A 23,346-nucleotide genomic window follows, 5' to 3' on the forward strand; every position below is an offset into this window, starting at 1 on the left:
CGCACCTCGATCGACGGCCTGGCGTACGTGATCTTCACGTCCGGCTCGACCGGGCAGCCCAAAGGTGTGGAGATGACGCACGCGAGCCTCGCGAACCGGCTCGCGTGGATGCAGGACGAGTACCGGCTCGGTGTGGACGACGTGGTCCTGCACAAGACGCCGTACACCTTCGACGTGTCGGTGTGGGAGCTGCTGTGGGCGTTCGCCGCCGGTGCGCGGCTGGTGGTGGCACCCCCGGAGGCCCACCGCGACCCGCAGGAGCTGGCCGGGCTGATCGAGCGCGAACGGGTCACGACCGTCCACTTCGTACCGTCGATGCTGGCGCTGTTCGTCGCGGAGGACGAGGTGGCGCGGTGCACGTCGCTGCACCGCGTGATCTGCAGCGGCGAGGCCCTGCCACCGAAGATGGTCAACAAGCTGACCGCCGCGCTGCCGGACGTCGAGGTGCACAACCTGTACGGCCCGACCGAGGCGGCGATCGACGTGACGGCGTGGCCGTGCCGCCGCCCGGAGCCCGCCGACGGGGTGCCGATCGGCCGCCCGATCACGAACGTGGTGGCGTACGTCCTCGACGAGGCCGGGGACCTGGCGCCGCTCGGGGTGCCCGGCGAGCTGGTCCTGGGTGGACACTGCCTGGCCCGCGGGTACGCGTCCCGGCCCGACCTGACGGCGGAACGGTTCCCGCACGTCGAGGTCGCGGGCAGGCGGGAACGCGTGTACCGCACCGGTGACGAGGTGTGGTGGTCACCGGAGGGGCACCTCAACTACGTGGGCCGCATCGACACGCAGGTCAAGATCCGCGGCCAGCGCGTGGAGCTGAGCGAGATCGAGTCGGTGCTGAACCGGCACGCCGCGGTCGCGAACTCGGTGGTGCTGCTGCGCACGGACCTGGGCGCGACCCCGGCACTGGTCGCCTACGTGGTCGGGGAACCGGGTGCGAGCCCGGTGGACGCGGAGCTGCGGGCACATCTCGCCACCCACCTGCCGGACCACATGGTGCCGCTGCGGTACGTGCCGCTGCCCGAGCTGCCCGCCACCGCGAACGGCAAAGTGGACCGGCGGGCACTGCCCGCGCCCCCGCCGAGGACCCGCCGCCGCTGAACCATCTGCGCTGAACCGTCTGTGCTGAACCGTCTGTGCTGAACCGCTCGCGGCCTGTCCACGTGTAAAGGGCAGCTGTCGTCGGCGGGGAAGGCGGGGGGATGGCACACGGCACGATGCCGGACACGGTGCGCGGCACGGTCCTCGACAGGACCGCGCCGCAACCCCGTGTCGCGGCGGGTCCCCGTCTCGAGGTGCTCGACGGCCTGCGGTTCCTCGCCGCGATGGCGGTCCTCGCGTACCACTTCACGACGATGGACCGGATCTGGCAGCGCCCGGCCGTCGACGTGGTCCCCGCGCAGACGTTCGCGTACGGGTGGCTCGGTGTCTACCTGTTCTTCCTGATCAGCGGCTTCGTGATCTGCATGAGCAGCTGGGATCGCGGGGTGGGGTCGTTCCTGCTGTCCCGCGCGGTCCGCCTGTACCCCGCGTACTGGCTGTCGGTGTTGGTGGTCGCCGCGGGGTTGGCCGTCTTTCCCGGCCTGCCCTGGCGGCCGACCACGCTTGACGTCCTGGTCAACCTCACGATGTTCCAGGACGCGGTCGGGGTGCCGCAGCTCGCCGACGTGTACTGGTCCCTGTGGGCGGAGCTGCGGTTCTACCTGCTGTTCTCGCTGCTGGTGTGGTGGGGGCTGAGCTACCGCCGGGTGGTCGCCTGTTGCGCGCTGTGGCTGGGCGCGGCGGCGGTGGCGCAGGCTTTTCTCCCCGTGGGCGGCGCAGTGCACGGCGCCGTCCAGCTTGTCCTGATGACCGACTACGCGCCGCTGTTCACCGCGGGCATCGGGTGCTATCTGATGTTCCGGTTCGGGCCCACGGTCGCGTCGTGGGCGATCGTGGCCGTCTCCTTCGTGCTGGCGCTGCCGGCGGTCATCCATCGAAACCAGCTCGAGTCCAAGGCAGGCGAGATCATCCCGAACGGCCCGGTGATCGTGCTGCTGGCGGTGTGGTTCTTGCTGATCGTCGCGGTTGGGCTCGGCTGGCTCAGCTGGGTGCGGGGCCGCTGGCTGGTCGTCGGCGGCGCGCTGACCTACCCGCTGTACCTGCTGCACCTCGACCTCGGCGGCGCGCTGCTCTACCTGTTTCAGTGGCATGTGCCGCCGCCGCTGCTCGTACCCGTGGTCGCCGGCTTGATGATCCTGATCGCCTGGCTGGTGCACCGCTACGTGGAGCGACCGCTGGCGCCGCAGCTGAAACACGCGTTGCGCTGGATGGGCACCCGCGCACGCGGGCAGGTTACCCGATGAGCAGGAGCACGCCGATCGCCAGCACCACTACGGCGGTGGCCCCGTGGATGCCGTAAGCGATCGCCTTGGGGCCGTTGCTGCGTAACACGATCAGTGCGTCGCCGACGGGTATGCCGGTGGCGGCCAGCATGAGCCAGCCCAGCACCTGGGGTGTCGCCGCAACCAGCACGATGACGATGAAAACCCCCGAACCTATGTCGCGCACGGCCTTGACGGACAGCCATGCCCGGAAGGCGCGGTCTTCGGTCGGCGTGTCGGGGATGCCAAAACCGACTGCGGCCTGTGGCGCCCAGAAGGCGCGCGCGCCGATGACGATCATGGCTACGCCGATCAGTCCGGCGAGCACGGTGGCGACGTTGGTGAGCATGGGTTCCTTCCCCCTTGATGACGGTGCCGCTGCTAGCGGCGCTAGCAGTGATAGCGACGGTACCCGGCCCTTGAAAGGATGTCTAGCGTTGCTAGAATGCCGGCATGTCCGCCATCAGCGAGCGCCGCGAACGTGAACGCGCCCACCGCCATCAGCTGATCATCACCGCCGCGCGCGAACTCGCCGAGACCGAAGGCTGGGAGGCAGTGACGACGCGACGGCTGGCTGAGCGCGTCGAGTACAGCCAGCCGGTGCTCTACAGCCACTTCAACGGCAAGGACGCGATCGTCAGCGCCGTCGCCTTGGCCGGATTCAGCGAACTCGCCACCCAGCTGCGCCGCGCCCGGCAGGCCGCCGGCGAACCCGGACCGGCCCTGCGCGCCGTCTGCCGCGCCTACCTGCGGTTCGCGACCGAGCGCCCCGCCCTGTACCAGGCCATGTTCATCCTGCCCACCGACTTGACGTTCGCCAGCGCCGAGACACCGCCCCCGCTGCGGGCTGCTTTCGACGAGTTCGTCAGCTGCTTCCACCCGGACAACGATCAACGCGAACTGTTCGCCGAGGTCACCTGGAGCGCATTGCACGGCATGGCCGTCCTGTCAGACAGCGGTCGCATCCCCCCGGACGGACAGGAGCAACGGCTCGACTTCCTGGTCGCCCAGATCGCCGACACCCCATGAGGCCTGGTACGTCGAAAATTGTGTTCCGTGTGGCGGTACGCGGTGTTGTGATCCGGGTCGATCAGGGGTGTCATCTTGATGGAACCTTGTGCGTGTCAGCGGTCGAGGAGGATCCGATGAGGGTTACTGGACCCGGGTTCGAGAGACTTGGCCAGTTGTGGTGCCACGGGGATCTGGGCGTTTCCGGACGATGTGAGTCAGCATTGATTCCCATTGACGAGCTGCGTCCATCGCATACAGGCGGTCGCGCTTCGTGGTGAGCGGGAGATCGAGGCGGCGGTCAACTGGGGAGAAGGCCCAGTTGCACACGCGGATCGGCCGGGACGGGCGGGTTCGGCCGATCGACGGCGGAGATCGGCGCCAGCGCGCCGGCGACCTGATGTCGACGCGGCCGGACGCGTCGCTGCGCGAGATCGCCGAGGCGGCGGGAATCTCGCTGGGAACCGCGCACGATTCGCAACTCAGCTTGACACCACCAACCCGCGGAGCCCGGACCCGCCGCCGGGTGAACAGTCCCCCGCACCGTGCGTATTCCGTATGAACGGGCGCTGTCCAGTCCAGTGATCATCAACTCCGGAATACATTGGGAAGTGACGCGAAGCAAATGGTGAGTTGACAGTCGAGTGTGGTCGGCGGCAGGGTGGCGTGTTCCCTGAGGAGCTAATGATCGCGCTGGTGATGTATGAGCTGGTCATATTCTGACCCGGATCGTGCTGCGATTTACCGGGTGATCGAGGAACGGCGGGATATTCGGACGGGGTTTCTGCCTGATGCGGTTCCTGATGCGGTGTTGACCCGGGTGCTCGCGGCCGCTCATCGGGCGCCGAGCGTCGGTATGGCCCAGCCGTGGGACTTTCTGGTGATCCGGTCACCGGCCCGGCGGAGTCGGATACAGGAGGAGATGCGTCGATGCCGGGCGGCCTATGCGGAGACGCTGCCGGCCAGCCGCGCGGCGGCGTTCAACCGGATTGTGATCGATGCCATCGTGCGAGCTCCGGTTTGCGTGGTGGTTACCTGTGATCCGACCCGTGGTGGCTGGTACACCCTTGGCACGCCGGACGGGTCGGAGGCACTGGTTCGTTCGGTGTGCTACGCGATCGAGAACCTGTGGCTGGCGGCTCGGGCAGAAGGTGTCGGGGTCTGCCTGGTCGCCTCCTTCGATGTCGCGGCCTTGAGTCGGGTGCTCGGGCTGCCCTCGCATCTGGAGATCATCGCGTGTCTGTCTCTGGGCTACGTGGATCGGTTTCCGGCCGCTCCCGGGCTGGCGCGGGAGCGGTGGGTTCGGGGCCGGCCGCTGGAATGGGTCATTCACCACGAGGAGTTCGGTCACCGAGGTCTGCCCGGAGCGCCCACGGCCCGATTGCTCGACGAGACCGTCGCCGGATTCCCGGCCTTGGCCGGCGGCGGACCCGTGTCCGACACCGAGCCGGCGACAGCACTCGGGCGGACGGTGTCGCGGCTTTCGGCTCTGACGGGATCACACCCACCGGTGCCGTACGGCGTCCTGGCGCTGTTCGCCGCGGACACGGACAGATCCAACGGCGCAGCCGAACAGTCTGTCCGGAAGATCCTCGACAGCGGCGGCATGGATGAGCTGATGGCGGCGACGGGTGTCGAGGCATGCGTGGTGGACGTGGGACTCCACGGGGAGATTCCACGGATTCCCGGCCTGCTGCCCAGAAGAGGCCCAAACGGTTCCGCACGCCCGCTCCGGGAGGAACTCGTGCGTGCGGTGGAGACCGGCATCGAACTCGCCCGCGACTACCACGCCACCGGCCATGGCTGGCTGGTGGGCGATGTGCTGACCGCCGACGACGGTTCGGCGATCGCGATCATCGCGCGGCTGATGAACCGCTCACCCGCCGAGTTCGCCGCTCTGAGCACCGAGGGTGCGCGCTCGGCGGCGACCCGGCAGGACAACGCCGGACCGGTCGGGGCTGACCCGCTGGACATCCTCGCCGCATACGCCGGGCTCGCGGTCGCGGCCCTGGCGGGTTTCATCCTGGGTGCCCGCGCCGTGCGAGCACCGGTCCTGCTGGCCGGGCCCGGCGCGGCCGCCGCAGCGCTGACCGCCGGCCTGCTGGCACCGGACGCCACGGCCTCCTGCTTCCCCGTCACACCGTTCCCACCCGGTGTCCCCGATCCGTTCCAGCACCTCGGTCTGGACCTGCCCTGGCCCCAATCGCCAGTCGAGATCACCGGGCCCGGCGCGGCCGCCGGCGCCCTGTCATTCCTGCGCGCGGCGGCCGAGCAGCACTGGCTCGTCCCGCAACTCGCCGCCGCAACAGGAGGTGCGCGGTGATGGGTGCGTTGATGGTGAACACGCCACCCCAGCGGCACGGCCATGAACGGACGCTGGATTCGATCGACGTGGCTGTGACCGAGTTCGCCGCCGGTCGGCCAATTATCGTTGTCGACGACGAGGACCGGGAAAACGAGGGCGACCTCGTCATCGCCGCCTGCCACGCCACCCCCGCCACGGTCGGGCTCATGATCCGCTACGGCAGCGGCGTAATCTGCGCCCCCATGGTGGCGGCCGACTTGGACCGGCTGCGTATTCCGCCGATGACCATCACCAACGAAGACCCCAAGGCGACCGCCTACACCGTGTCGGTCGACGCCCACGACGGTTGCACCACAGGCATCTCAGCCGCGGACCGCGCCCGCACCCTGCGCGTCCTGGCCGACCCCACCAGTACCCGGTTCGACCTGCACCGCCCGGGCCACGTCTTCCCGCTCCGCGCGGTACCGGGGGGTGTGCTCAGCCGTCCCGGCCACACCGAGGCAGCCGTGGACTTCGCGCGGCTCGCCGGGCTTCCCCCGGTCGGTGCGATCTGCGAACTGGCCCACGACGACGGCTCCATGATGCGACTTCCGGCGTTGGTTCGGTTCGCCCGACGCCGCAATCTCGTCATCGTCTCGATCGCCGATCTGATCCGTCACCGACTGCGGCACGAGTCGCACCTGGCGCACACCGGCAACATCCGCCTGCCCACCCGTCACGGCACCTTCCGTGCGATCGGCTACTGGTCCACATTGGACAGCGATCGAACTGAGGCCCTTGTCCTGGCGACGGGCGATATCGCGGGCGGCGAGGACATCCTGGTCTACCCGCACCAGGAATGCGTGACCGGCGACCTGTTCGCCGCCACGTCGTGCACCTGCCGCGAGGTCCTCGACGCCGCACTTTCCCGGATCGCCAACACCGGCCGTGGAGTCGCGCTGTACCTGCGCCGGCCACAAGAACGCCCTCGCCCACCGCGAACCGTATTCCACCCCAGCCCAGCCTGCGCCAACCGGCGGGACGACACGCTCACCCGCATCTACAGCTGCATCCATCACATCCTGACCGACCTCAACATCCGCTCCATCAGGCTCCTCAACACCAGCGCCACCGAATGCGAACTTCTCCAGGATTTCGGAACAGCGATCACCGTCACCGAACCCCTCGACTTCAACACCATCAATGCCGATCACGAACAAACGCCCGCCTAGCGGGGTGTCGGCGAGCGAGTATTGCCGGCACAACTGCCGAGGTTGTCATGGTTACGCAATCTGACCCACAGCACTGGGCGGAAATCGGCAACTCCTACCTCGACCTGCTCAAGAAGTGTTTGACCAGGCACACAGGTGAGGAGGTGTTCCTCGCCCCGCCATTGACCCTGCCATATTCGACCGAGCAACTGCGGGTGGGCAAGTTCGCCCACCAGGACGCGGACACGATGGTCGGCCGTCCCCGCCTGGACAACCTGCAACGCTGCGTGGAGACGGTGCTGGCCGACGGCGTGCCCGGCGACCTGATGGAAACCGGTGTGTGGCGCGGCGGTTGCTGCATTCTGATGCGTGCCGTGCTCCGAGTGTGGGGCGACCAGGACCGAATCGTGTGGTTGGCCGACTCCTTCGCGGGGCTGCCCGCGCCAGACACCGCGCGGTATCCGCAGGACGCGATCTATGGAACTGACGCCGCCAAGCGGTACATTGCCGAGCTGGCGTACCCTCTGGCCATCGGAATCGACGAGGTACGGTCCCGATTCACGAGGTACGGCCTGCTCGACGATCAGGTGCGTTTCCTAGCCGGCTACTTCGCCGAAACGCTGCCCACGGCACCGGTTGGCGACCTGGCAGTACTTCGGCTGGACGGCGACATGTACCAATCCACCATGGAGGCGCTGACCTTCCTGTACGGCAAGCTCTCCGCTGGCGGGTTCTGCGTCATCGACGATTACTACGCGCTGGACAGCTGCCGCAGTGCGGTGACTGATTTCCGCGCCTCGCACGGCGTCACTGATCCGATCGAGCGAATCGACTGGTCGGGTGTGTTCTGGCGGAAGGGATAGCACAGCGTTCGCGTGCGACTATCGTTGACGAGCCCTTGTGCCAGTACGCGGCCTTGGCCCGTTCACTCACGAACCTCCCATGTCCGCATCAGGCCATCCCCTCCGATATTCGAGTCGGCAAGGCGTTCTACCGCCCTGGCCAGCGGACTCGGCTCCCGATTGCCGAACTTCTCCAAGAATGCGATGTTGTGATAGAAGTGCATGCCTGATATCCACCCGTCGGTCGGCCGGGAAACGCGTTCGCCGGAAGCGAGGAGCTCCATGTGATTGAGACCATCAATCAACTGCTTGAGAAAACCCATGCTGGTACTCGGATCAGTGAAATCCGCGTGGTTTCCGCCAAAAAATGGCCAGTACGAAAACTGGAGATCCTCGACAACGTATGTCCCGCCGGGGCGCACGTGCGGGAACAATGCCTGAAAGCTTGTGATGACATCGCTGGAGTAGTGACTACCGTCATCAATCACGACGTCGAATGGACCGAACTCCCGTGCAAACGAGTCGAGCGCCGCGCGGTCGCCCTGATCTACCTGGTGAGTCGATATCCGCTGCTCGACCACGGCTGACTTGTCAAAGATATCGATGCCGAAAATCAGCCCGCGCGGGAAGAAGTGCTTCCACATCCGAAGCGACGCTCCACCCTCTGCGGTCTCGCCGCCACCGACTCCGATCTCCAGCAGCCTAATCTGCTGATTGGTGAAGTTGGACAGATGATGCTCGTAGAGGGGCGTGTATCTGTGTGCCCCCCACTTGTCCGACCCGTACTGGATCGCAAGGCGGCCAAGGTCCGGGTCAGTTCTGCGTGCCAAGGTCTGCGTGATCCGGTAGCCGAGCTCGAGAACGGCTGGTGGCACAACATGTTTCGGACGAAAGGCGTCTAAATCCGGCCAGAGATTCGGCCAGTCCAGGACCAGCGATGGAGCTACCGCGGCTTCCCGCGGGCCGAACAGACACATCGCGGCATCCACCGCATCAATGTGCAGTAACGTCTGCGGTAACTCGCTACCACCGTGGCCAAGGACGATGCGCTTCTCAACCTGGCCGGACGGTCCATCGAGGATCAGCACCACCGGGATCTCGGAGTGGGATCCGTCGGCTACTTCGTTCGCGCAAGAACGGTAGAGCAACTCGTGCACGAGGATGTCCGACACTCGTTGCAGGCTGATCGTTTCGATCGCATCGTTGACCGACGCACGGCCCCGCGCCACGCTGTCCAGTAGAAGCCGAACTCCATCTTCCTCACTCATCAGATCGCTATCCATTCCGTATGGGTTCCGGCCATCAGTTCCGGTTCGTACATCGATCCTGTTCCAGTCTCCTGGACTTCGGTCTGTCGCACCAGACCGCGCGACCGCCATCCGGTGGCGTTCAATTGGGAAATTGTCCAGTCGCCACGCCTTCATTGATGACGAGTGGAACCCTGGGTGACCAGAGACGAATGAATGTTCACCAAGCTGTGCACTGGACGTCTGGCAGCATGAACTCCGCTCACATCGGTGGATCAGCGGAAGCTGCGGCTGACCTTTACCGACAGCGGTCGCCGGCCGGGAACGCAGCCGGCGGCCGCTGATCGGTCGGACGAGTGGCGTCAGACGTGTCGAGCGCGCGCGGGGACGTCTTGTCAGGATGGACGAGTTCGACACGAAGATCGGATCGAACGGTCGTCGTCCGCCGCGGTCAGGTCAGCCTGAAGTAGGCCACCTTGCGCTCCAGGTTCGGCCTCGCGGAGCCGCCTTCCGGCTCGACCGTGATGCTGAAAGCGTTCGCGGCTCCGAGTACGTCGATGTCCAGCCGGCTGCCGGCCACCAGCCCGGCCGACTTCGTCCTGATGATCTCGTCTCGGTTGTTCTCGTCCTCGACGACCATCCACGCCTGGTACACCTGGCCGGGTTGCAGCCGGCCCATGCCGGCGGTCAGCACCACCGCCCGGTTCTGCGAGCGAGACATCACCACCGTCGCGGAGCCGCCGTTGTCCACCTCGCCGGTGACCACCCGTGCGTCGTTGGCCTGCAGGATCGCCACGATCTCCTGGCGCTCCTTGCCGGACTGCTGCTCTCGCACCAGAAGCACACCCAGCGTCGCCGAGATGACCAATAACACCGCGGCGGCCGCGGTACTGAGCCGCAGGGCCCACCGCGCCGGCGGCCGGCGGAGACGCAGTGGCGCGACCGTCGGCGGGTGCTGCCGGACCTGGCCGATGTCGGCCAGCACCCGGGCCTTGAGGCCGGGTGGTGGGGCCAGGGCCGCGGCCCGGCCCAGCCGTGCCGCGGCATCCCGCAGTTCACGGACCTCTTCGGCACACGCCTCGCACACGGCGAGGTGTCGCTCGAAGTCGACGCGTTCCAGCTCGTTGACGGCGTTCAACGCGTAGGCGCCGGTCAGAACGTGCACGTCGGGGCTCATCGGGTCGCCCCCCAGCAGTCGCGCAGGCGGATCAACCCATCCCGGAGTCCGGTTTTGGTGGTGCCCGGTGGTGTCCCGAGCAACTCACCTACTTCACGGTAGGTACGGCCGTCGTAGTAGGCCAACATGACCGCCTCCCGTTGCACGTCGGTGAGCGCGCCCAGGCCCCGGCGCACCTGATCATGTTCGCGGCGCATGCCGACCTGCTCGGTGACCTCATCGAACCGTCGGGACAGCTCACCACGCACCACCCGGTCCTCGCGGTCGACAGCCGACTGCGCGGAGCGCACCCGGTCGACGGCTCGCCGGTGCGCCAGCGTCAACGCCCACGTCATCGCGCTGCCCCGCTCGGGGGAATACCGTGCAGCGGTTTGCCATAACGCCACCATGATCTCTCCGACCACCTCCTCGCACTGGGTGTCGTCCCGCAGCACCCGCCGGACCAGGCCGAACACCGGCCCGATCAGAATGTCGTAGAGCCGCGCGAACGCGGCCTCGTCACCACGAGCGACGAGTTGTAGCAGGGCGTCGGCGTTCGGGGCGGTCCCGGCGCCTTCCTGGGTGGGCATCCGACGAACACGTTCACGCATGACGTTGGGCTTCTGCACTGGGCGTCTCCCGCTCGTTCTCCTCGCATCTACCCGGTCATTCGACGCCGCGACCACCCCGGATGGCCCGATCTTCGACCAATCTGCCAGCCAACCGGCCCCGAAGTCCGAACCAGGGGGCACCGGGCCGACCAGGACCGCTCGAACTCAGCGCCAGCATCCACCAGTGGCTTCAGATGTTTCCGACGCCCGGGCCGACGGTGGCGAGGAGTTGGGTGGCGGCCAGTTCGGCGTAGAGGGAATCGGTGGCGACGAGGCTGGCGTGGGTCCCGACCGCGCGCACCTTGCCGCCGTCCATGACGACGATGCGGTCGGCCGTGGTCACGGTGGACAGTCGGTGGGCGACCACGAGGACGGTGGTGCGCACCGAGGCGTCGGCGACGGTGTCGCGGAGCGCCGCCTCGTTGACCGCGTCGAGTTGGGAGGTGACCTCGTCGAGCAGTAGTAGCCGTGGGCGCCGCAGCAGGGCGCGGGCGATGGCGACACGTTGGCGTTCGCCGCCGGAAAGCTTGATGCCGCGGTGGCCGACCGGAGTGTCCAGCCCGTCGGGCAGCCGCGTCATCATCCTGTCCAGCCGCGTGGTGACCAGCACCTCGGCGAGCTCGTCCGCTGACACGTGCGGGGCGCCGAACAGCAGGTTCTCCCGCAGAGTGCCGGACAGTACGGGTGCGTCCTGCTCGACGTAGCCGATGGCGGCTCGCAACTGCCGCAGCGGCCAGTCGCGCACGTCGATGCCGTCGATCAGGACGCGGCCGTGATCGGGCTCGTAGAAGCGTTCGATCAACGAGAAAACGGTGGTCTTGCCCGCGCCGGAGGGACCGACGAACGCGGTCATGCCGCCGGCGGGAATGGTGAAAGTGACGCCGTCATGCACCTCGGGGAGCTCCGGGCGGTAGCGGAACCGCACGCGCTCGAATGTCACCGAGGCGGGCCGCCGGTCCGGCTCGGGCGGGGCGGGTCCGCCGACCGGTTCGGCCGGCAGCGTCTCCACCTCACGGATGCGGGTCACCGCGGCGGCGCCACGCTGGTACTGGGTGGCCGCGTTGACCAGGTCCCGGATCGGCGGCATGAGGTACGCCACGTACAGAATGAAAGCGACCAGGGTGCCGACATCGATGACGCCGGACACGACCCGGGCACCGCCGATGCCGATCACGGTGATGAACGCCAGCTGCATGGCCATGCCGCCGACGTTTCCGGCTACCGCGCCCCATTTCGCCGCCCGCACCCCGCCCCGAAACGCCTCGCCCGCGGCGGTGTGTAGTCGATCGCGTTCCTGCTCCTCGACACCGAATGCCTTGACCGTGCGCAGCGCGCCGAGCACGCGTTCCAGCGCGGCACCCATCGACCCGACCGCCTCCTGCGCCTGTTTGGCCGCGCGTGCGATGCGCGGTAGCAGGCCGCGGATCACCAACTGGGCGAGGATGAGCGCGGTCAGGGTGACGACCAGCAGCGTGAGGTCGAGCAGCGCCATCAGGATCACGGTGGCGATGAGGGTGAGCGCGCTGATGACCGCGGAGACCAGCGCGCCGGTGGTCACCTGACGCAGCAAGGTGGTGTCGGCCGTGACCCTCGACATCAGGTCCCCTGGTTCGGCCGCGTCCACGGCGGAGACGCGCAGCGACAGCAGCCGGGACACCAACCGTCGCCGCGCCAGCAGCACCACCGACTCTGCGGTGCGGTCGAGCAGGAACGAGCCGAACGCACCGATCACCGCATTGACCAAGACCAGCGCGCTCATCAGCACGAGCAGGCCGGCCACCCCCTGATCCGAGCTCAGGCCGGTGATCAGCTCCCGCACCATCAGAGGTAGGGCCAGCCCGCTCGCCCCGGTCAGCAGGCTCAACACGGCACCGGCGACCAGCGCCCAGCGAACCGGCCGGACGTAACCGAGCAGCACCCGCCATACCGGCACCACGGTCTGCGCGCTCACACCGGCACCTCGATCAGGCCACAACGCCATTGCTGGACAGCCACCCTGGGCACCGGTGCACGGTCAGCAGATCAGGCTGAAGCTGCTGCAGCAAATGCTGCAGAGCAGAACACTGGTACCGCTGTCCGGCGCCCCCTCCTCGAACTGCATGTCCCCCGTTGGACTCAGCTCCTGCAAATTCAACACGTACAGCATCGTCGGATCCTTTCTGTTCAGGGACTGGCGACCAGTTCCTCTTCTTGACCGGCCGTGGCCGGGGGCGGAGGGGCGCAGCGCAGGAACGGCAGCAGTTCGCCGCCCTGCAACGCAACCTGCACGGCAACGAGGATTCCCGCGTTACCGCTGGCGAAGTCCATCGACAGGCGCAGCAACTGCTCGCCGGGGAAGGCGAGCCGGCCCTGGTGGTCCACCGCGTGCCAGGCCAGCGAGTGCAGGTGCCTGCGGATGATCGCGTCGACGGCGTCGTCCGGATCGGATCCGCGCAGCAGGCACAGCGCGCCGATCAGGCCGGCGCGGCCGTTGAACAGTCCCGGTTGGATCACGAACTCGGTGCCAGCCGCACGTCGGATTCCGTCCAGGATTCCTGCCAGGTGCTCATCCGGCCGGTGGCGCAGATAGTCGAGAAGTACCAGGCCAACGCCCGCGCTGCCCGTCCTGAGATACGGCAGCACTCGCCACCCTTCGTTCAGTTGCACCGAGTTGTTCCGCTCGACTCGGACACATCGTCCGAGGTCTCTGGCCAGGGCGCGGCCCGCGGCGTCGAGCCAGGACGAGTCGCCGGTGTGCTCGAACAGCCGAAGCAGGCACAGCGCCGGGCCACTGTCGCCCTGAAACAGCCCGCCGCGGTTGGTGTCGGCCGTGGACACACCCAACTCGCCAAGCGGCGGGGCGTCCATGGTCCGTTCGGCGAGCAGTGCGCCGACCTGGAGCGCGCGGCGCCGGAGCTCGGGATCGCTGTGGCGGTCGGCGAAATGCAGCAGGGCGAGGCCGATCCCGGCCAAGCCGGCGTACAGGTCGGTCCCGCAGTCCTCGATCGTCGTCCGGTTGGCACGGTCGAGGACCTCGAGGGCTTCCTCGGCCAGACCGATGCGATCCAATGCGTACGCGATACCGTAGCTGCCCTCGTAGAGCCCCACATGTCGGTCGGTCCCGCCGGCGCGCACCGCGTGCAACAGCCATTGCTCGTACTCGGGAAAACGGCCATACCCGGTCGTCGCGAGCGCGTACAGCACGCCGGCAGCGCCATGGCCGAGATTCAGTCCGTTACGGGTGAACTGGTATATGTCGCCGGGAAACAGCCGGTCGGGGCGCTGCGGTGTTGCGGTCGCCAGCACCTCGTCGACCATCGAGCTCCGCAACCGATCCCAGTCGGGTTCACCGCGTTCCAGCGCAGCCACGACCGGGGCGAGCACACTTGCCGGCAGTTCGGGAAGGTCCAGCTCGCGCCGGATCTGGCCGGTGAAGTCGTCGGGTACCGGGAATCGCGCGGCCACCGTGGCCAGCGCCCGCCGCAGCACCGACGGGTCCAACGCGATGAGCTGGGTCAGGGGGAAAAACAACGCCAACCGCAAGCATCCCAGTGCGAACCGGTCGGCCGCGGGACCGGATCGTCCGTCAGGGGGAACATAGCCGGGTGCCCCCATTCCGGTCAGCGGCGGATCACTGGTGTGGTAGGCCATCTCGAAGTCGATCAATCGGATGCAATCGTCCTCGCCGACCACCACGTTGCCCGGGTGGAGGTCACCGAACACCACACCACGTTCGTGCAGCCGGTCCAGGGCACGGGCGACCTGATCGGCCATCCGCAGCGCCCATCGGGTGTACTCGGCTGCCTCGTCCGGCGTGTGGTCGACAGCCAACATCGGGTGCTTGAGCACCATCAGGGCGTTGAGTCGGTGACCGCGCAGGTACTCCTGCACCAGGAAATGGTGCTCACCCAGTACGACGTGATCCTTGACGGACACCACCACGTCCAGGTCGGCAAGGTCGGTGAGCATCGCATGTTCGCGGACCAGGCGGGTGACCGCGTCCACGCCCCGCCCGTCCAGACCGGCGTGTGGCCTCGCCTCCTTGAGCACGACGTCCTCACCGGTGCGCACATCCCGGCCGAGGTAGACACCGCCGCCGTTGGAATAGTGCAGCGACCCGGAGATCTCATAGGGGAAGTCAGCGGGTCTGCTGCCGTTGCCCAACGCGGCGAGCTGCTCGGCGAGGAAGCCGGGCAACTCGACCCACGGCGGTGGACGGAATACCGCAGGCCGCTCGTCGGGTACCAGCTTCCCCGACGGATCGGCGATGGCGGGAACCACTTCGCCGGTAGGAAATCGACAGTATCTCTGTGCGAAACCGCCGTAGCGGGTATAGAGCGGTCCCGCACGCCAGCGCAGGTCGCTGAGGATGTAAGGGCCCCGGATCCCGGTCAACTCGCGGTCCAGGTCGTCCAGAATTGTCTTCAGCTGCGGCTCACCAGCAGGATAGATGGTGACGAATTTGCCACTTGCGCCACGCAGGGCATACTTCACGTTCCGCGCGAGGAGCGCGTTCCGGGTGGCGATGAATTTGAACGGGATCGCTCGCTCTATGCAATACCGCCACACCACATCCAGGGCGCCCGAGGCATCGTCAAGGCAGGCTGAGACATGCACTTTCCAGCCCTGCGGCGGGAGATTGGCACCGTCTGGGCTCAAATACACCCACGAGTCGCTCTCGGCCCGCACCCATTCCGGAGGCGCAGGCCAGTCCGTTTGGGGCCAGGCACTCGCCCGCGTATCCCAGCGGTTCGGCGAGTCGTAGAATAGCGGATCCGCGAAACAGAACTCCTGATATCTGTCCACGCCGACGTCTCCGAACAATCTTGGCGGACCCTGGAGCGGCCAGTCTACCCAGGGCGATATTCTGGCGTCACTAGCCCGGCAGGGTGACGATTATTGGACATCATGCATTCCGCACCACAGGTAAGTAGGCCGGTCGGCCCATTCGATTGACACCGTTGCGAGGGATAACCCTGATGTCGAGATCGATGATCAGTTGTCCCTTTCCGGGCAATCGTGTTCGGTTGTTTCTTCCATGGCCGGATGATGACCAACGGACAACTCGCGCAGGCGGGCGACGGACTCGCCGGGCCGGGCGCGTCGGGTCGTGTCAGGCTGGAGGGACTGACGAGGCGTGGAGGAGACATGTCAGAGGCCAACCCCGTACGACCGGGCGATGCGACCTTTACCTACGCCGGTGCCACGGTCGAGCTGACGGACGCCGCGACGATCCTGGCCGCGGCCCGGGTCGGTCCGGTGGTGTTGCTGCGTGGGGCGGCGTGGCCGGCCGCGGTGCGGTGGGTCGAGGTTCGGGTGAGCAGCGCGGACGGGGAGGACGGGCCGGCGCACCTGTTCACCGGCGAGATCGGCATCGCGGACCAGGAACGGGTCCGCTCGTTGATCCTGGGCCGTGATCCGGTGGGGTTGCTGCTGTCCAAGCGGATCGAGGCCGGTGACCCGGTGGTCACGCGGATCGTGGATGGGGTGGGAGCGGTGGCGGTGGCCGCGTACCGGAAACTGGGTCTGGACTGGGCCGCAGCCCAGCCGGTGGCGGCGGACCGTGCGTCGGGCCGGCTGGTCGATGCTGACCTGGGGCTGGCGGCCGAGATCAGCTACGACCCTTCGGGCACGGTGGTGCGACTGCGTGCCGCGGTCCCGCGGGAGGAGGTCAACCCTGATCATCTACGGAGTTTCGTCGGCCTGACGTTGCAGGCGGTGCTGGAGATCGCCGGACCGGACAGCCTGCGCGGGCGGCGCTACACGGTGTCTCGGGAGCCACTGCCGGCGGTGCCGGTCACCACCCGGTCGGTCACGTTGGATCAGGTCGGTGGACTGAGCGACGTGGTGAGCCAGTTGCGCCAGATCGCGTTGTCGTTCCAGCACCCGGAGGCGATGGCGCGGTGGGGGGCGCGTCGTCCGCAGGGCATCCTCATGTACGGACCACCGGGCACCGGAAAGACCATGCTGTGCCGGGCGTTGGCCAATGAGATCGGTGCGGACTTCCGGGAGATCCGGACGCCGGAGATCCTCGACAAGTGGCTCGGCGGGTCCGAGCGCAACATCAAACAGATCTTCCGGGACGCCCGGCGCTACCGGGTACCCACGCTCATTCTGTTCGACGAGTTCGACTCGATCATCAGCTACGCCGGTGCCGGCGGGGACGCGGCCAGCCAGGCGATCAACGCCGTGGCCGGCATCTTCAAGCAGGAGATGAACGACCTCATCGAGGCGAACCCGAACGTGCTCGTGGTGGCCACCACGAACTTCCCGCACCGCGTTGACGCTTCCCTGATCCGGTCGGGCCGCTTCGACGTGAAGATCTCGGTGCCCAAGCCGGACGAGGACGGCCGCGCGGAGATCTTCCGCAAGATGATCCGTGGCCTGATCGCGGCGCACGAGCAGTCCGGCTTCAGGATCTTCGCCGACGATCTCGACCTCACCGCGCTGGCCCAGGCCAGCCGTGGCATGACCGGTGCCGACATCAAGGAGGTGCTGCGTCGGGTGCAACTGGCCAAGGCCATGCAGGACGCCCGCACCGGTGGCCAGGTAGCACCGATCAACCAACACGAGCTGATCGCCAGCATCACCGACCTGGCCGGACCGCAGACCGGTTGACCCCAGATCCACAACCAACAGCGACCGCGGCGCGGCACCGGGGCTATCCCCACGGCGGCATCACCTACGAGGTCACCGGCCCGTTCCACACCTGACCGCACCGTCGCCACAAGGTCGTCCCGTGGCGTCAGGCCATGCCGGAGGCGAAGAGTGGGTCGTAGCCGGGGGTGCGGAACAGCGCCTGCAGTTGTCTGCGGCGTACGCCGACGTTGCTTCCCTCGATGATCGGGTAGGACAGGGCGTCCAGTAGGAATCGGGTGATGGGGAACTTCTGGTCGTAGGCGGTGACGCCGACGATAGTGATGAGGTTGTTGATCACCTCGACACCGGTTTCGGAGCCGAAGACCTTCGAGTGCAGGGCCAGTTCCGGTCCGCTGGGGTGCCCCGCAAGGACGGCGTCCAGGGCGCGCCAGGCCAGCAGCCGGACGGCTTCGATCTTTCCCTTGGCGTCGGCCAGGGTGTCGGACACGGCTTGGTGGGCGATGATCGGCACCGGTCCGCCGCGCTTCTCGGACAGCGCGAAGCGGTAGGCGATGTCGAAGGCCTGGCGCATCGCGGCCGTGGCGAAGATGCCGATCGACGCGCCGCTGGGCAGAAACGCGTTGCGGGTCAACGCCACGCCTTGGCCTTCGGCGCCGAGGAGGTTGCCGCGCGGCACCCGTACGTCGGTGAGCCGGATCCGGGTGGTCAGGCAGCCCTTGAGCCCGGGTAGGTCGTAGTACTGCTCGACCTCGATGTGGCCGGCCAGGTGCTCGCGTTCGGCGACGATGAGCGAGATGCCGCCGGGGGTGCGGCAGACGATGGTCATCAGGTCCGGGCCGTTTCCGTCCCACCCGGGCAGGTGCGACGCCCAGGCCTTGCGCCCATTGATCACCCAGCTGTCGCCGTCCAGGACCGCGGTGGTGCGGATCCCCTCCCCCGGCCCCTCGGCGTCGAAGTTCGCGCTGCCCTCCGGCTCGCTGAAGGCCATCGCCGCCAGGGGTGCGCCGGTATCGGCCAGGAACGGCCGGACGAACCGCTCGACCTGATCCGGCGTGCCGACCTGGTAGACCGGCGCCAGCGCGATCAGCGGACCACCCATCGAGATGACGAAGTCCGGCAGCTCCGCCGCCCATTCCTCCAGGAAGATCGCCGCGTCGACCCCGTTGGCTGCCGTACCGCCGAACGGAACCGGGATCAAACCTTTGAGAAACCCCGCCGCGACCGCCTTCTCGATCACCGGCCGCAGCAGCAGCGCCCGGGTCAACGGGTCGGGCTCGGCCCGGGTCGCCGCGGCCAGATCCCGCAACTGATCCCGGGCGAAACCCCGGGCGGCCGCTTTGAGCTGTTCCTGCTCCGGGGAAAGAAGGAACGAAACGGTCATCGGTGTGATCCCCTCCGGTCGAAGGTGAGGTGCAGTTCCGCAGGACTGTTCAGGCTGACGCCGGCCCGCCTGGGAATGTCGGCGCCCGGTTTGAGGTGGAAGTTCGTGGCCCGGGCGAGGAGTTCCTCGAAGGCGATGGCGAGTTGGATGCGGGCGAAGCCCCGACCCAGGCAATGGTGAATGCCGCTGCCGAAGGCCAGGTGCGGGTTGGTCGCCCGGCCGAAGACGAGTTCGTCGGGCCGGTCGAACCGTTGCGGGTCGCGGTTGGCGGCGTAGAAGTGCACCGCGATCCGGTCACCGACTTTGAGCGGGGTGCCGGCGAGTTCGGTGTCCCGGGTAACCGTGCGGGCCATGAACGACACGGTGGGCTCGAACCGGAGAAACTCGTCCAACTCGCCGCGCCACCAGTTCGGCGCGCGCAGGATGGGCTCGACATCGTCGCGGGTGGCCAGGTGGTAGCCGATGTTGACGATCATGCCGCGGGTGGTGTCCAGCCCGCCGAGCAGCAGGGTGGTCACGATACCCAGACGCTCCTCAGTGGACAGTGGTCGACCGTCGACCGTCGCCGTGGTCAGCGCGGCGAGCACGTCTTCCCGGCCGGCGGGCGAGTTCTCCACCTCGGCCATCGCTTCCACGGCGAGCACGGCCACCGCCTGGAAGCTGTCCGGGGTGCTTTCCAGCGCCGCCCGGTGCACCGCCGCCACACCCCGGCTGACCAGATCGGCGTTGTCGGTGGCAAACACGATCCGGGCCAGCGACCCGGCGCTGAACGGCACCGAGAAGCCATGCACGAACTCCACCTCGCCGGTGTCGATGAACGCGGCGATCGCCTCCCGCGCGATCCGCCGGATCTCCTCCTCATAGCGCAGCAGAAACGACCGCGAGAAATATCTGTTGAGGAACTCGCGGAACAGACGGTGGTCGGGCGGGTCGACGTCCAACGGAATGAGCCGGACCGGCACACCCCGCAGCCCGGGCTGCACCGAGCTGAAGATCTCCGGATGCGCGCACACCGTTCGCACATCCTCATATCGGGTCACCACGTAATAGCCGTCGTCGGCCTCCGTGCGCAGCACCGGACTTTCCTCGCGCGCCACGGCAAGCGCGTCGAGCAGATGCTCCCGCTGATCCTCGGCGTAGAGATCCATATTCGCCAGGATGTCCGCGACCGGTTTGTCCACGCCCACCTCCACAGCTCAGGGATTGGCATCCGGCTGCCCGGACTCCGCCATGATGCGCCGGTGCGTCTCCACGGTGAGCGTGTGAATCGCGCGGGTCAACTCGGTGTTGGTCTTCAACTCCATTTCCTGTTCCACGAAGTCGTGGTCGGCCTTGGCCTGCTGGAAGGCCGCCGCCCGGTTCTGCCCGATCATGACGAACGTGGACAGGAAGTTCGCCTCCAGCGAGACGATGAGGGTCAGCTTGGGCCACGGGTCGGACTCGATGAACACCATCCACGCGGCGAACCCGACCGCATAGACGAACGGCATGGAACCGGCAAACGCGGTGATCGCGTCGGCAATGCGCAGCTGGAGGTCGGCCTGGCGGTGGGCGAGGACGACGGGATGGTGCCGCACGCCCTGATCGGTCGACGTCATGCCGGAGATCCTGCCCGTGACTTCGACGGGCGCGAAGCGGCACTCCTCGCCCCGACACTGGTCACAGACCAGGAAGGAGACGGACATGAACGGCCGCGAGGACGATGGGGTGTTCGGGGTGCGTGGATGGTTGGACCGGTGGCGGAGGGCGCGCCGGCTGGCGAAGCGGCGCCGCGAGCGGGATCGGATGCGGCGGAGCGGGCGCGGGCGGCGGGAGCGGTTCAGCGACTGGGATGCCATCTCCCGCTACGCCGATCCGTTCGAGTGACCCTGTTCAGGTCACGGCTAGCGTGGTGTCGCGGAGTTGGCGCCGGGAGCTGATGCCGAGTTTGGTGAAGATCTTGCGCAGGTGCCATTCCACGGTGCGGGGGCTCAGGTAGAGCCGGGTGCCGATCTCGGGGTTGGACAGGCCGTCCCGGGCCAGCCGGGCGATCTGGAACTCCTGCGCGGTCAACTGCTCGTCGACGACCGGGGCGCTGCGTTTGCGCACGGTCTCGCCGGTCGCCGACAGCTCCCGGCCGGCCCGCTCGGCGAAGGCCGCCAAACCCATCTCGGACAGTGCGTCGTGCGCGGTGCGCAGATGCTCGCGGGCCTGCACCCGGTGGCCCTCCCGGCGCAGCCATTCACCGTAGAGCAGGTGGGAACGGGCCAGGTCCACGCGCAGCGCGGTGCGGCCCAGCGCCTCGATCGACTCGCGATAGCACCGGTCAGCCTCCACACCCGTGCCACACAGGGCGCGCAGCCGGGCCGCGATCCCCACCGACCAGTCGGTCGGGATCAGCCGGGCCCGCTCAGCCGACTGAGCCGCCACGGCGGCCAGCAGCGCTTCATCGCCGGTGCGCGACGCGGCCTCGGCCAACTCGGCGGCGGCGAGCATCTGGTAGCCGACGATGTCGGCGTCGAACACCCGGCGGGCGGCGTCGCGCGCGGCGTCATGGCGGCCCAGACCGTTGGACAGCACCGCGGTGGCCCAGTCCGCCAAGCTCACCAGCCGGTGCTGCCCGCGACCCGACGCGGCCTGCGCGGTGGCCGCGATCTGCTCGGCCGCCGTCGCCTCCCCGCGGAAGGCGGCCACGGCCATCGCGGTGTAGCCGACCGGTGGGTTGCCGGTCACCTCGGCGATCCGCCGGTCCTCCTCGACCGCCGCCGCGGCGCCGGCCAGGTCCCCGGCCAGCAACTCGTTGATGGCCAGGAAGTTCAGCGCGAACTGCAACTGCACCAGCGCGCCGACCTCCCGGGCCAGCTGGACCTGCCGGGTGGCCAGGCCGCGAGCGCACTCGAAGTCCCAGGCCTCGGTGGCGAGGGTGCCGCCGGCCCGGTTGCCCAGCAGCCACAGCACCCGTCCGACCTCCTCGCTGCCGGTGTCGAGGTCGCGGACGGCGGCCAGCGCCGGGCCGAGCAATGGCGCCGCGGCCGGATAGCCCTCGGTGAACCGGGTGACCAGGGCGTCGAGCACCAGGTCGACCGCCCGGGGCGGCATCTGGGCGGCCGGTGCGGCGCGGGCGGCCTCGGCCGCTTCGCGCAGTCCGGTCGCATCTGAGCCGGCGGCCCACAGGGCGGCCCCGAGGGCCTCCAGGTACGTCTCACGCGCCCGCCCGGCATCCAGTGGCGCCAAGCGCGCCGCGGCGTGCAGCAGCAGCCGGGCCGCGTCGCTGCCCCGGCGCTGATCGAACGCGATCTGCCCACGCAGATGCTCCACCTCCGCGGCACGCACCGCATCGGGTGGACCAACCTCCACCGCGGCCAGCAGGCCCAACGCCGCATCCAGCGCACCCGCATCCCGCTTGGCCCGGGCCGCCGCCAGCTCCCGCGCGGCCCGCCGGTCCGGGTCCGGGGTGAGCAGCGCGGCCTGCTCGAGAAACGCCGCCGCGGCGACCATTCCGCCGCGCGCCTGCGCCCGGCCGGCCGAACGCTCCAGATCGACCGCCACGTCCTCGTCCGGGGTGACCGTCGCCTGGGCCAGATGCCATGCCCGGCGGTCCGGGTCGGTGTCGGGATCGGTCACCTCGGCCAGTGCCCGATGCACCCGCTGCCGGTCCCCCGCCGAGGCCGACCGGTAGAGCGCCGAACGCACCAGCGGATGCCGAAACCGGATCCGCGGCCCGAACTCGATCAACCCGCTCGCCGCCGCCGCGGCCGCCGGATCGGCACCCAACCCCAGCCGCCCGGCCGCCGGCCACAGCAGACCGGCGTCCCCCAGCGGCTCGGCCGCCGCGGTCAGCAACAGCAGCCGGGTGTCGGCCGGAAGCGGGTCCAGCTGGCGTAGGAACCCCTGCTCGATCCGCCCGGCCAGCCCCACCCCGTCGGCCCGGTCGAACCCGTCGGCCAACTCCACGCTCGTCCACGTCCGGGGCAACTCCTGCAACGCCAAGGGATTGCCGGCCGTCTCGGCGATGATCCGGTCCCGCACGCGCCCATCCACCGGCCCCCGGACCACCGAGTCCAACAAGGCCCGGGCATCGGCCTCCGCCAAACCGCGGACGATCAGCTCCGGCAACCCGACCAGCTCCGGCTCGCCCTCGGGCTCACGCACCCCGAACACCAACGCGATCCGCTCGGCCAGCAGCCGGCGGGCCGCGAACGCCAGGGTCTGCGCCGAGACCCGGTCCAGCCACTGCGCATCGTCCACAACGCACACCAGCGGTTCGTCCTCGGCGACCTCGGCCAGCAGGGTCAACACCGCCAACCCGACCAGGAACCGATCCGGCGCCGGACCCGCACTCAACCCGAACGCCGTGCCGAACGCGTCGCGCTGCGGACCCGGCAACCGCTCCACTCGGTCCAGAAACGGCGCACACAGTTGGTGCAGCCCGGCGAAGGCCAGCTCCCGCTCCGACTCCACCCCCGCCACCCGCGCCACCCGGCAATCCGACGCCCGGCCGATCAGGTACTCCAGCAACGCGGTCTTGCCGATCCCCGCCTCCCCCCGCAGCACCACTACCCGACACTGCCCCGCCCTCGCGTCGGCCAGCAGACGATCAAGAGCCGCACACTCGGCACGCCGGCCGAGCAACCCCGCACCACCCGACATGGGCACCCGGAAACAGTAGCGCGACGGCCAGCCCA

The 23,346-nt window shown here is 68.4% G+C and carries 18 protein-coding genes; 8 read left to right on the top strand and 10 right to left on the bottom strand.

Annotated elements, in window-relative coordinates; translation table 11 throughout:
• Nucleotides 1-1,101, top strand: a 1,101-nt coding sequence (locus tag VFV67_RS01300; protein WP_326466538.1) for an amino acid adenylation domain-containing protein, incomplete at its 5' end; no start/stop codon positions are given.
• Between the two features lie 101 nt (nucleotides 1,102-1,202).
• Nucleotides 1,203-2,345 carry an acyltransferase gene (locus VFV67_RS01305; RefSeq protein ID WP_326466539.1) on the top strand — a complete coding sequence of 381 codons (1,143 nt, stop codon included), beginning with the start codon at nucleotides 1,203-1,205 and terminating at the stop codon, nucleotides 2,343-2,345.
• Here VFV67_RS01305 and VFV67_RS01310 read toward each other — a convergent pair.
• Nucleotides 2,335-2,712 (bottom strand): DUF4267 domain-containing protein, encoded by a 378-nt coding sequence (locus VFV67_RS01310; RefSeq protein ID WP_326466541.1) that lies wholly within the window; start codon nucleotides 2,710-2,712, stop codon nucleotides 2,335-2,337. The two genes, VFV67_RS01305 and VFV67_RS01310, sit on opposite strands and share 11 nt — an antisense overlap.
• A gap of 104 nt (nucleotides 2,713-2,816) precedes the next feature.
• On the opposite strand from VFV67_RS01310, the gene VFV67_RS01315 reads away from it, so the two are divergent.
• The 4 genes from VFV67_RS01315 to VFV67_RS01330 all read left to right on the top strand — a co-directional run bounded on the left by VFV67_RS01315 (nucleotide 2,817) and on the right by VFV67_RS01330 (nucleotide 7,729).
• Complete coding sequence (locus VFV67_RS01315) at nucleotides 2,817-3,392, top strand: TetR/AcrR family transcriptional regulator (RefSeq protein ID WP_326466544.1); 576 nt, start codon at nucleotides 2,817-2,819, stop codon at nucleotides 3,390-3,392.
• A 682-nt stretch (nucleotides 3,393-4,074) separates the two neighbouring features.
• Nucleotides 4,075-5,694: a 5,6-dimethylbenzimidazole synthase gene (gene bluB / locus VFV67_RS01320; RefSeq protein ID WP_326466546.1), complete on the top strand. Its 1,620-nt coding sequence runs from the start codon at nucleotides 4,075-4,077 to the stop codon at nucleotides 5,692-5,694.
• Nucleotides 5,694-6,887 carry a 3,4-dihydroxy-2-butanone-4-phosphate synthase gene (ribB, locus tag VFV67_RS01325; RefSeq protein WP_326466548.1) on the top strand — a complete coding sequence of 398 codons (1,194 nt, stop codon included), beginning with the start codon at nucleotides 5,694-5,696 and terminating at the stop codon, nucleotides 6,885-6,887. Before bluB ends, ribB begins: the two co-directional genes overlap by 1 nt.
• 47 nt (nucleotides 6,888-6,934) lie before the next feature.
• Entirely contained in the window at nucleotides 6,935-7,729 is a 795-nt protein-coding gene (locus VFV67_RS01330) for a TylF/MycF/NovP-related O-methyltransferase (protein WP_326466550.1), read from the top strand.
• A 62-nt stretch (nucleotides 7,730-7,791) separates the two neighbouring features.
• Here the strand turns inward: VFV67_RS01330 and VFV67_RS01335 are convergent, their stop codons facing one another.
• The 5 genes from VFV67_RS01335 to lanKC all read right to left on the bottom strand — a co-directional run bounded on the left by VFV67_RS01335 (nucleotide 7,792) and on the right by lanKC (nucleotide 15,507).
• On the bottom strand, nucleotides 7,792-8,976 hold the full coding sequence (locus VFV67_RS01335) for a class I SAM-dependent methyltransferase (RefSeq protein ID WP_326466552.1): 1,185 nt from the start codon (nucleotides 8,974-8,976) through the stop codon (nucleotides 7,792-7,794).
• A 430-nt stretch (nucleotides 8,977-9,406) separates the two neighbouring features.
• Complete coding sequence (locus VFV67_RS01340; protein WP_326466553.1) at nucleotides 9,407-10,132, bottom strand: anti-sigma factor; 726 nt, start codon at nucleotides 10,130-10,132, stop codon at nucleotides 9,407-9,409.
• On the bottom strand, nucleotides 10,129-10,701 hold the full coding sequence (sigK, locus tag VFV67_RS01345; protein ID WP_326466554.1) for an ECF RNA polymerase sigma factor SigK: 573 nt from the start codon (nucleotides 10,699-10,701) through the stop codon (nucleotides 10,129-10,131). Before sigK ends, VFV67_RS01340 begins: the two co-directional genes overlap by 4 nt.
• Nucleotides 10,702-10,912: 211 nt before the next feature.
• A complete protein-coding gene (locus VFV67_RS01350; protein ID WP_326466555.1) occupies nucleotides 10,913-12,673 on the bottom strand; it encodes an ABC transporter ATP-binding protein in 1,761 nt (586 codons plus the stop codon).
• Between the two features lie 212 nt (nucleotides 12,674-12,885).
• Nucleotides 12,886-15,507 (bottom strand): class III lanthionine synthetase LanKC, encoded by a 2,622-nt coding sequence (gene lanKC, locus VFV67_RS01355; protein WP_326466557.1) that lies wholly within the window; start codon nucleotides 15,505-15,507, stop codon nucleotides 12,886-12,888.
• 342 nt (nucleotides 15,508-15,849) lie between these two features.
• On the opposite strand from lanKC, the gene VFV67_RS01360 reads away from it, so the two are divergent.
• Nucleotides 15,850-17,319 (top strand): ATP-binding protein, encoded by a 1,470-nt coding sequence (locus VFV67_RS01360; protein WP_326466558.1) that lies wholly within the window; start codon nucleotides 15,850-15,852, stop codon nucleotides 17,317-17,319.
• 127 nt (nucleotides 17,320-17,446) lie between these two features.
• On the opposite strand, the gene VFV67_RS01365 is transcribed toward VFV67_RS01360, so the two are convergent.
• Genes VFV67_RS01365 through VFV67_RS01375 form a run of 3 tightly spaced genes read right to left on the bottom strand, consistent with a single transcriptional unit; the run spans nucleotide 17,447 to nucleotide 20,280 of the window.
• Nucleotides 17,447-18,682 (bottom strand): acyl-CoA dehydrogenase family protein, encoded by a 1,236-nt coding sequence (locus VFV67_RS01365; protein ID WP_326466559.1) that lies wholly within the window; start codon nucleotides 18,680-18,682, stop codon nucleotides 17,447-17,449.
• Nucleotides 18,679-19,863: a cytochrome P450 gene (locus VFV67_RS01370; protein WP_326466560.1), complete on the bottom strand. Its 1,185-nt coding sequence runs from the start codon at nucleotides 19,861-19,863 to the stop codon at nucleotides 18,679-18,681. Before VFV67_RS01370 ends, VFV67_RS01365 begins: the two co-directional genes overlap by 4 nt.
• A gap of 15 nt (nucleotides 19,864-19,878) precedes the next feature.
• Complete coding sequence (locus tag VFV67_RS01375) at nucleotides 19,879-20,280, bottom strand: DUF1003 domain-containing protein (RefSeq protein ID WP_326466562.1); 402 nt, start codon at nucleotides 20,278-20,280, stop codon at nucleotides 19,879-19,881.
• Nucleotides 20,281-20,365: 85 nt separating this feature from the next.
• Between VFV67_RS01375 and VFV67_RS01380 the strand changes: the two genes are divergently transcribed.
• Nucleotides 20,366-20,548: a hypothetical protein gene (locus VFV67_RS01380; protein ID WP_326466563.1), complete on the top strand. Its 183-nt coding sequence runs from the start codon at nucleotides 20,366-20,368 to the stop codon at nucleotides 20,546-20,548.
• A gap of 6 nt (nucleotides 20,549-20,554) precedes the next feature.
• Here the strand turns inward: VFV67_RS01380 and VFV67_RS01385 are convergent, their stop codons facing one another.
• Nucleotides 20,555-23,311: a helix-turn-helix transcriptional regulator gene (locus VFV67_RS01385; protein ID WP_326466578.1), complete on the bottom strand. Its 2,757-nt coding sequence runs from the start codon at nucleotides 23,309-23,311 to the stop codon at nucleotides 20,555-20,557.
• Between the last annotated feature and the right edge of the window lie 35 nt (nucleotides 23,312-23,346).

The sequence above is a fragment of the Actinophytocola sp. genome, assembly GCF_035762905.1.
Classification (GTDB): domain Bacteria; phylum Actinomycetota; class Actinomycetes; order Mycobacteriales; family Pseudonocardiaceae; genus DASYTH01.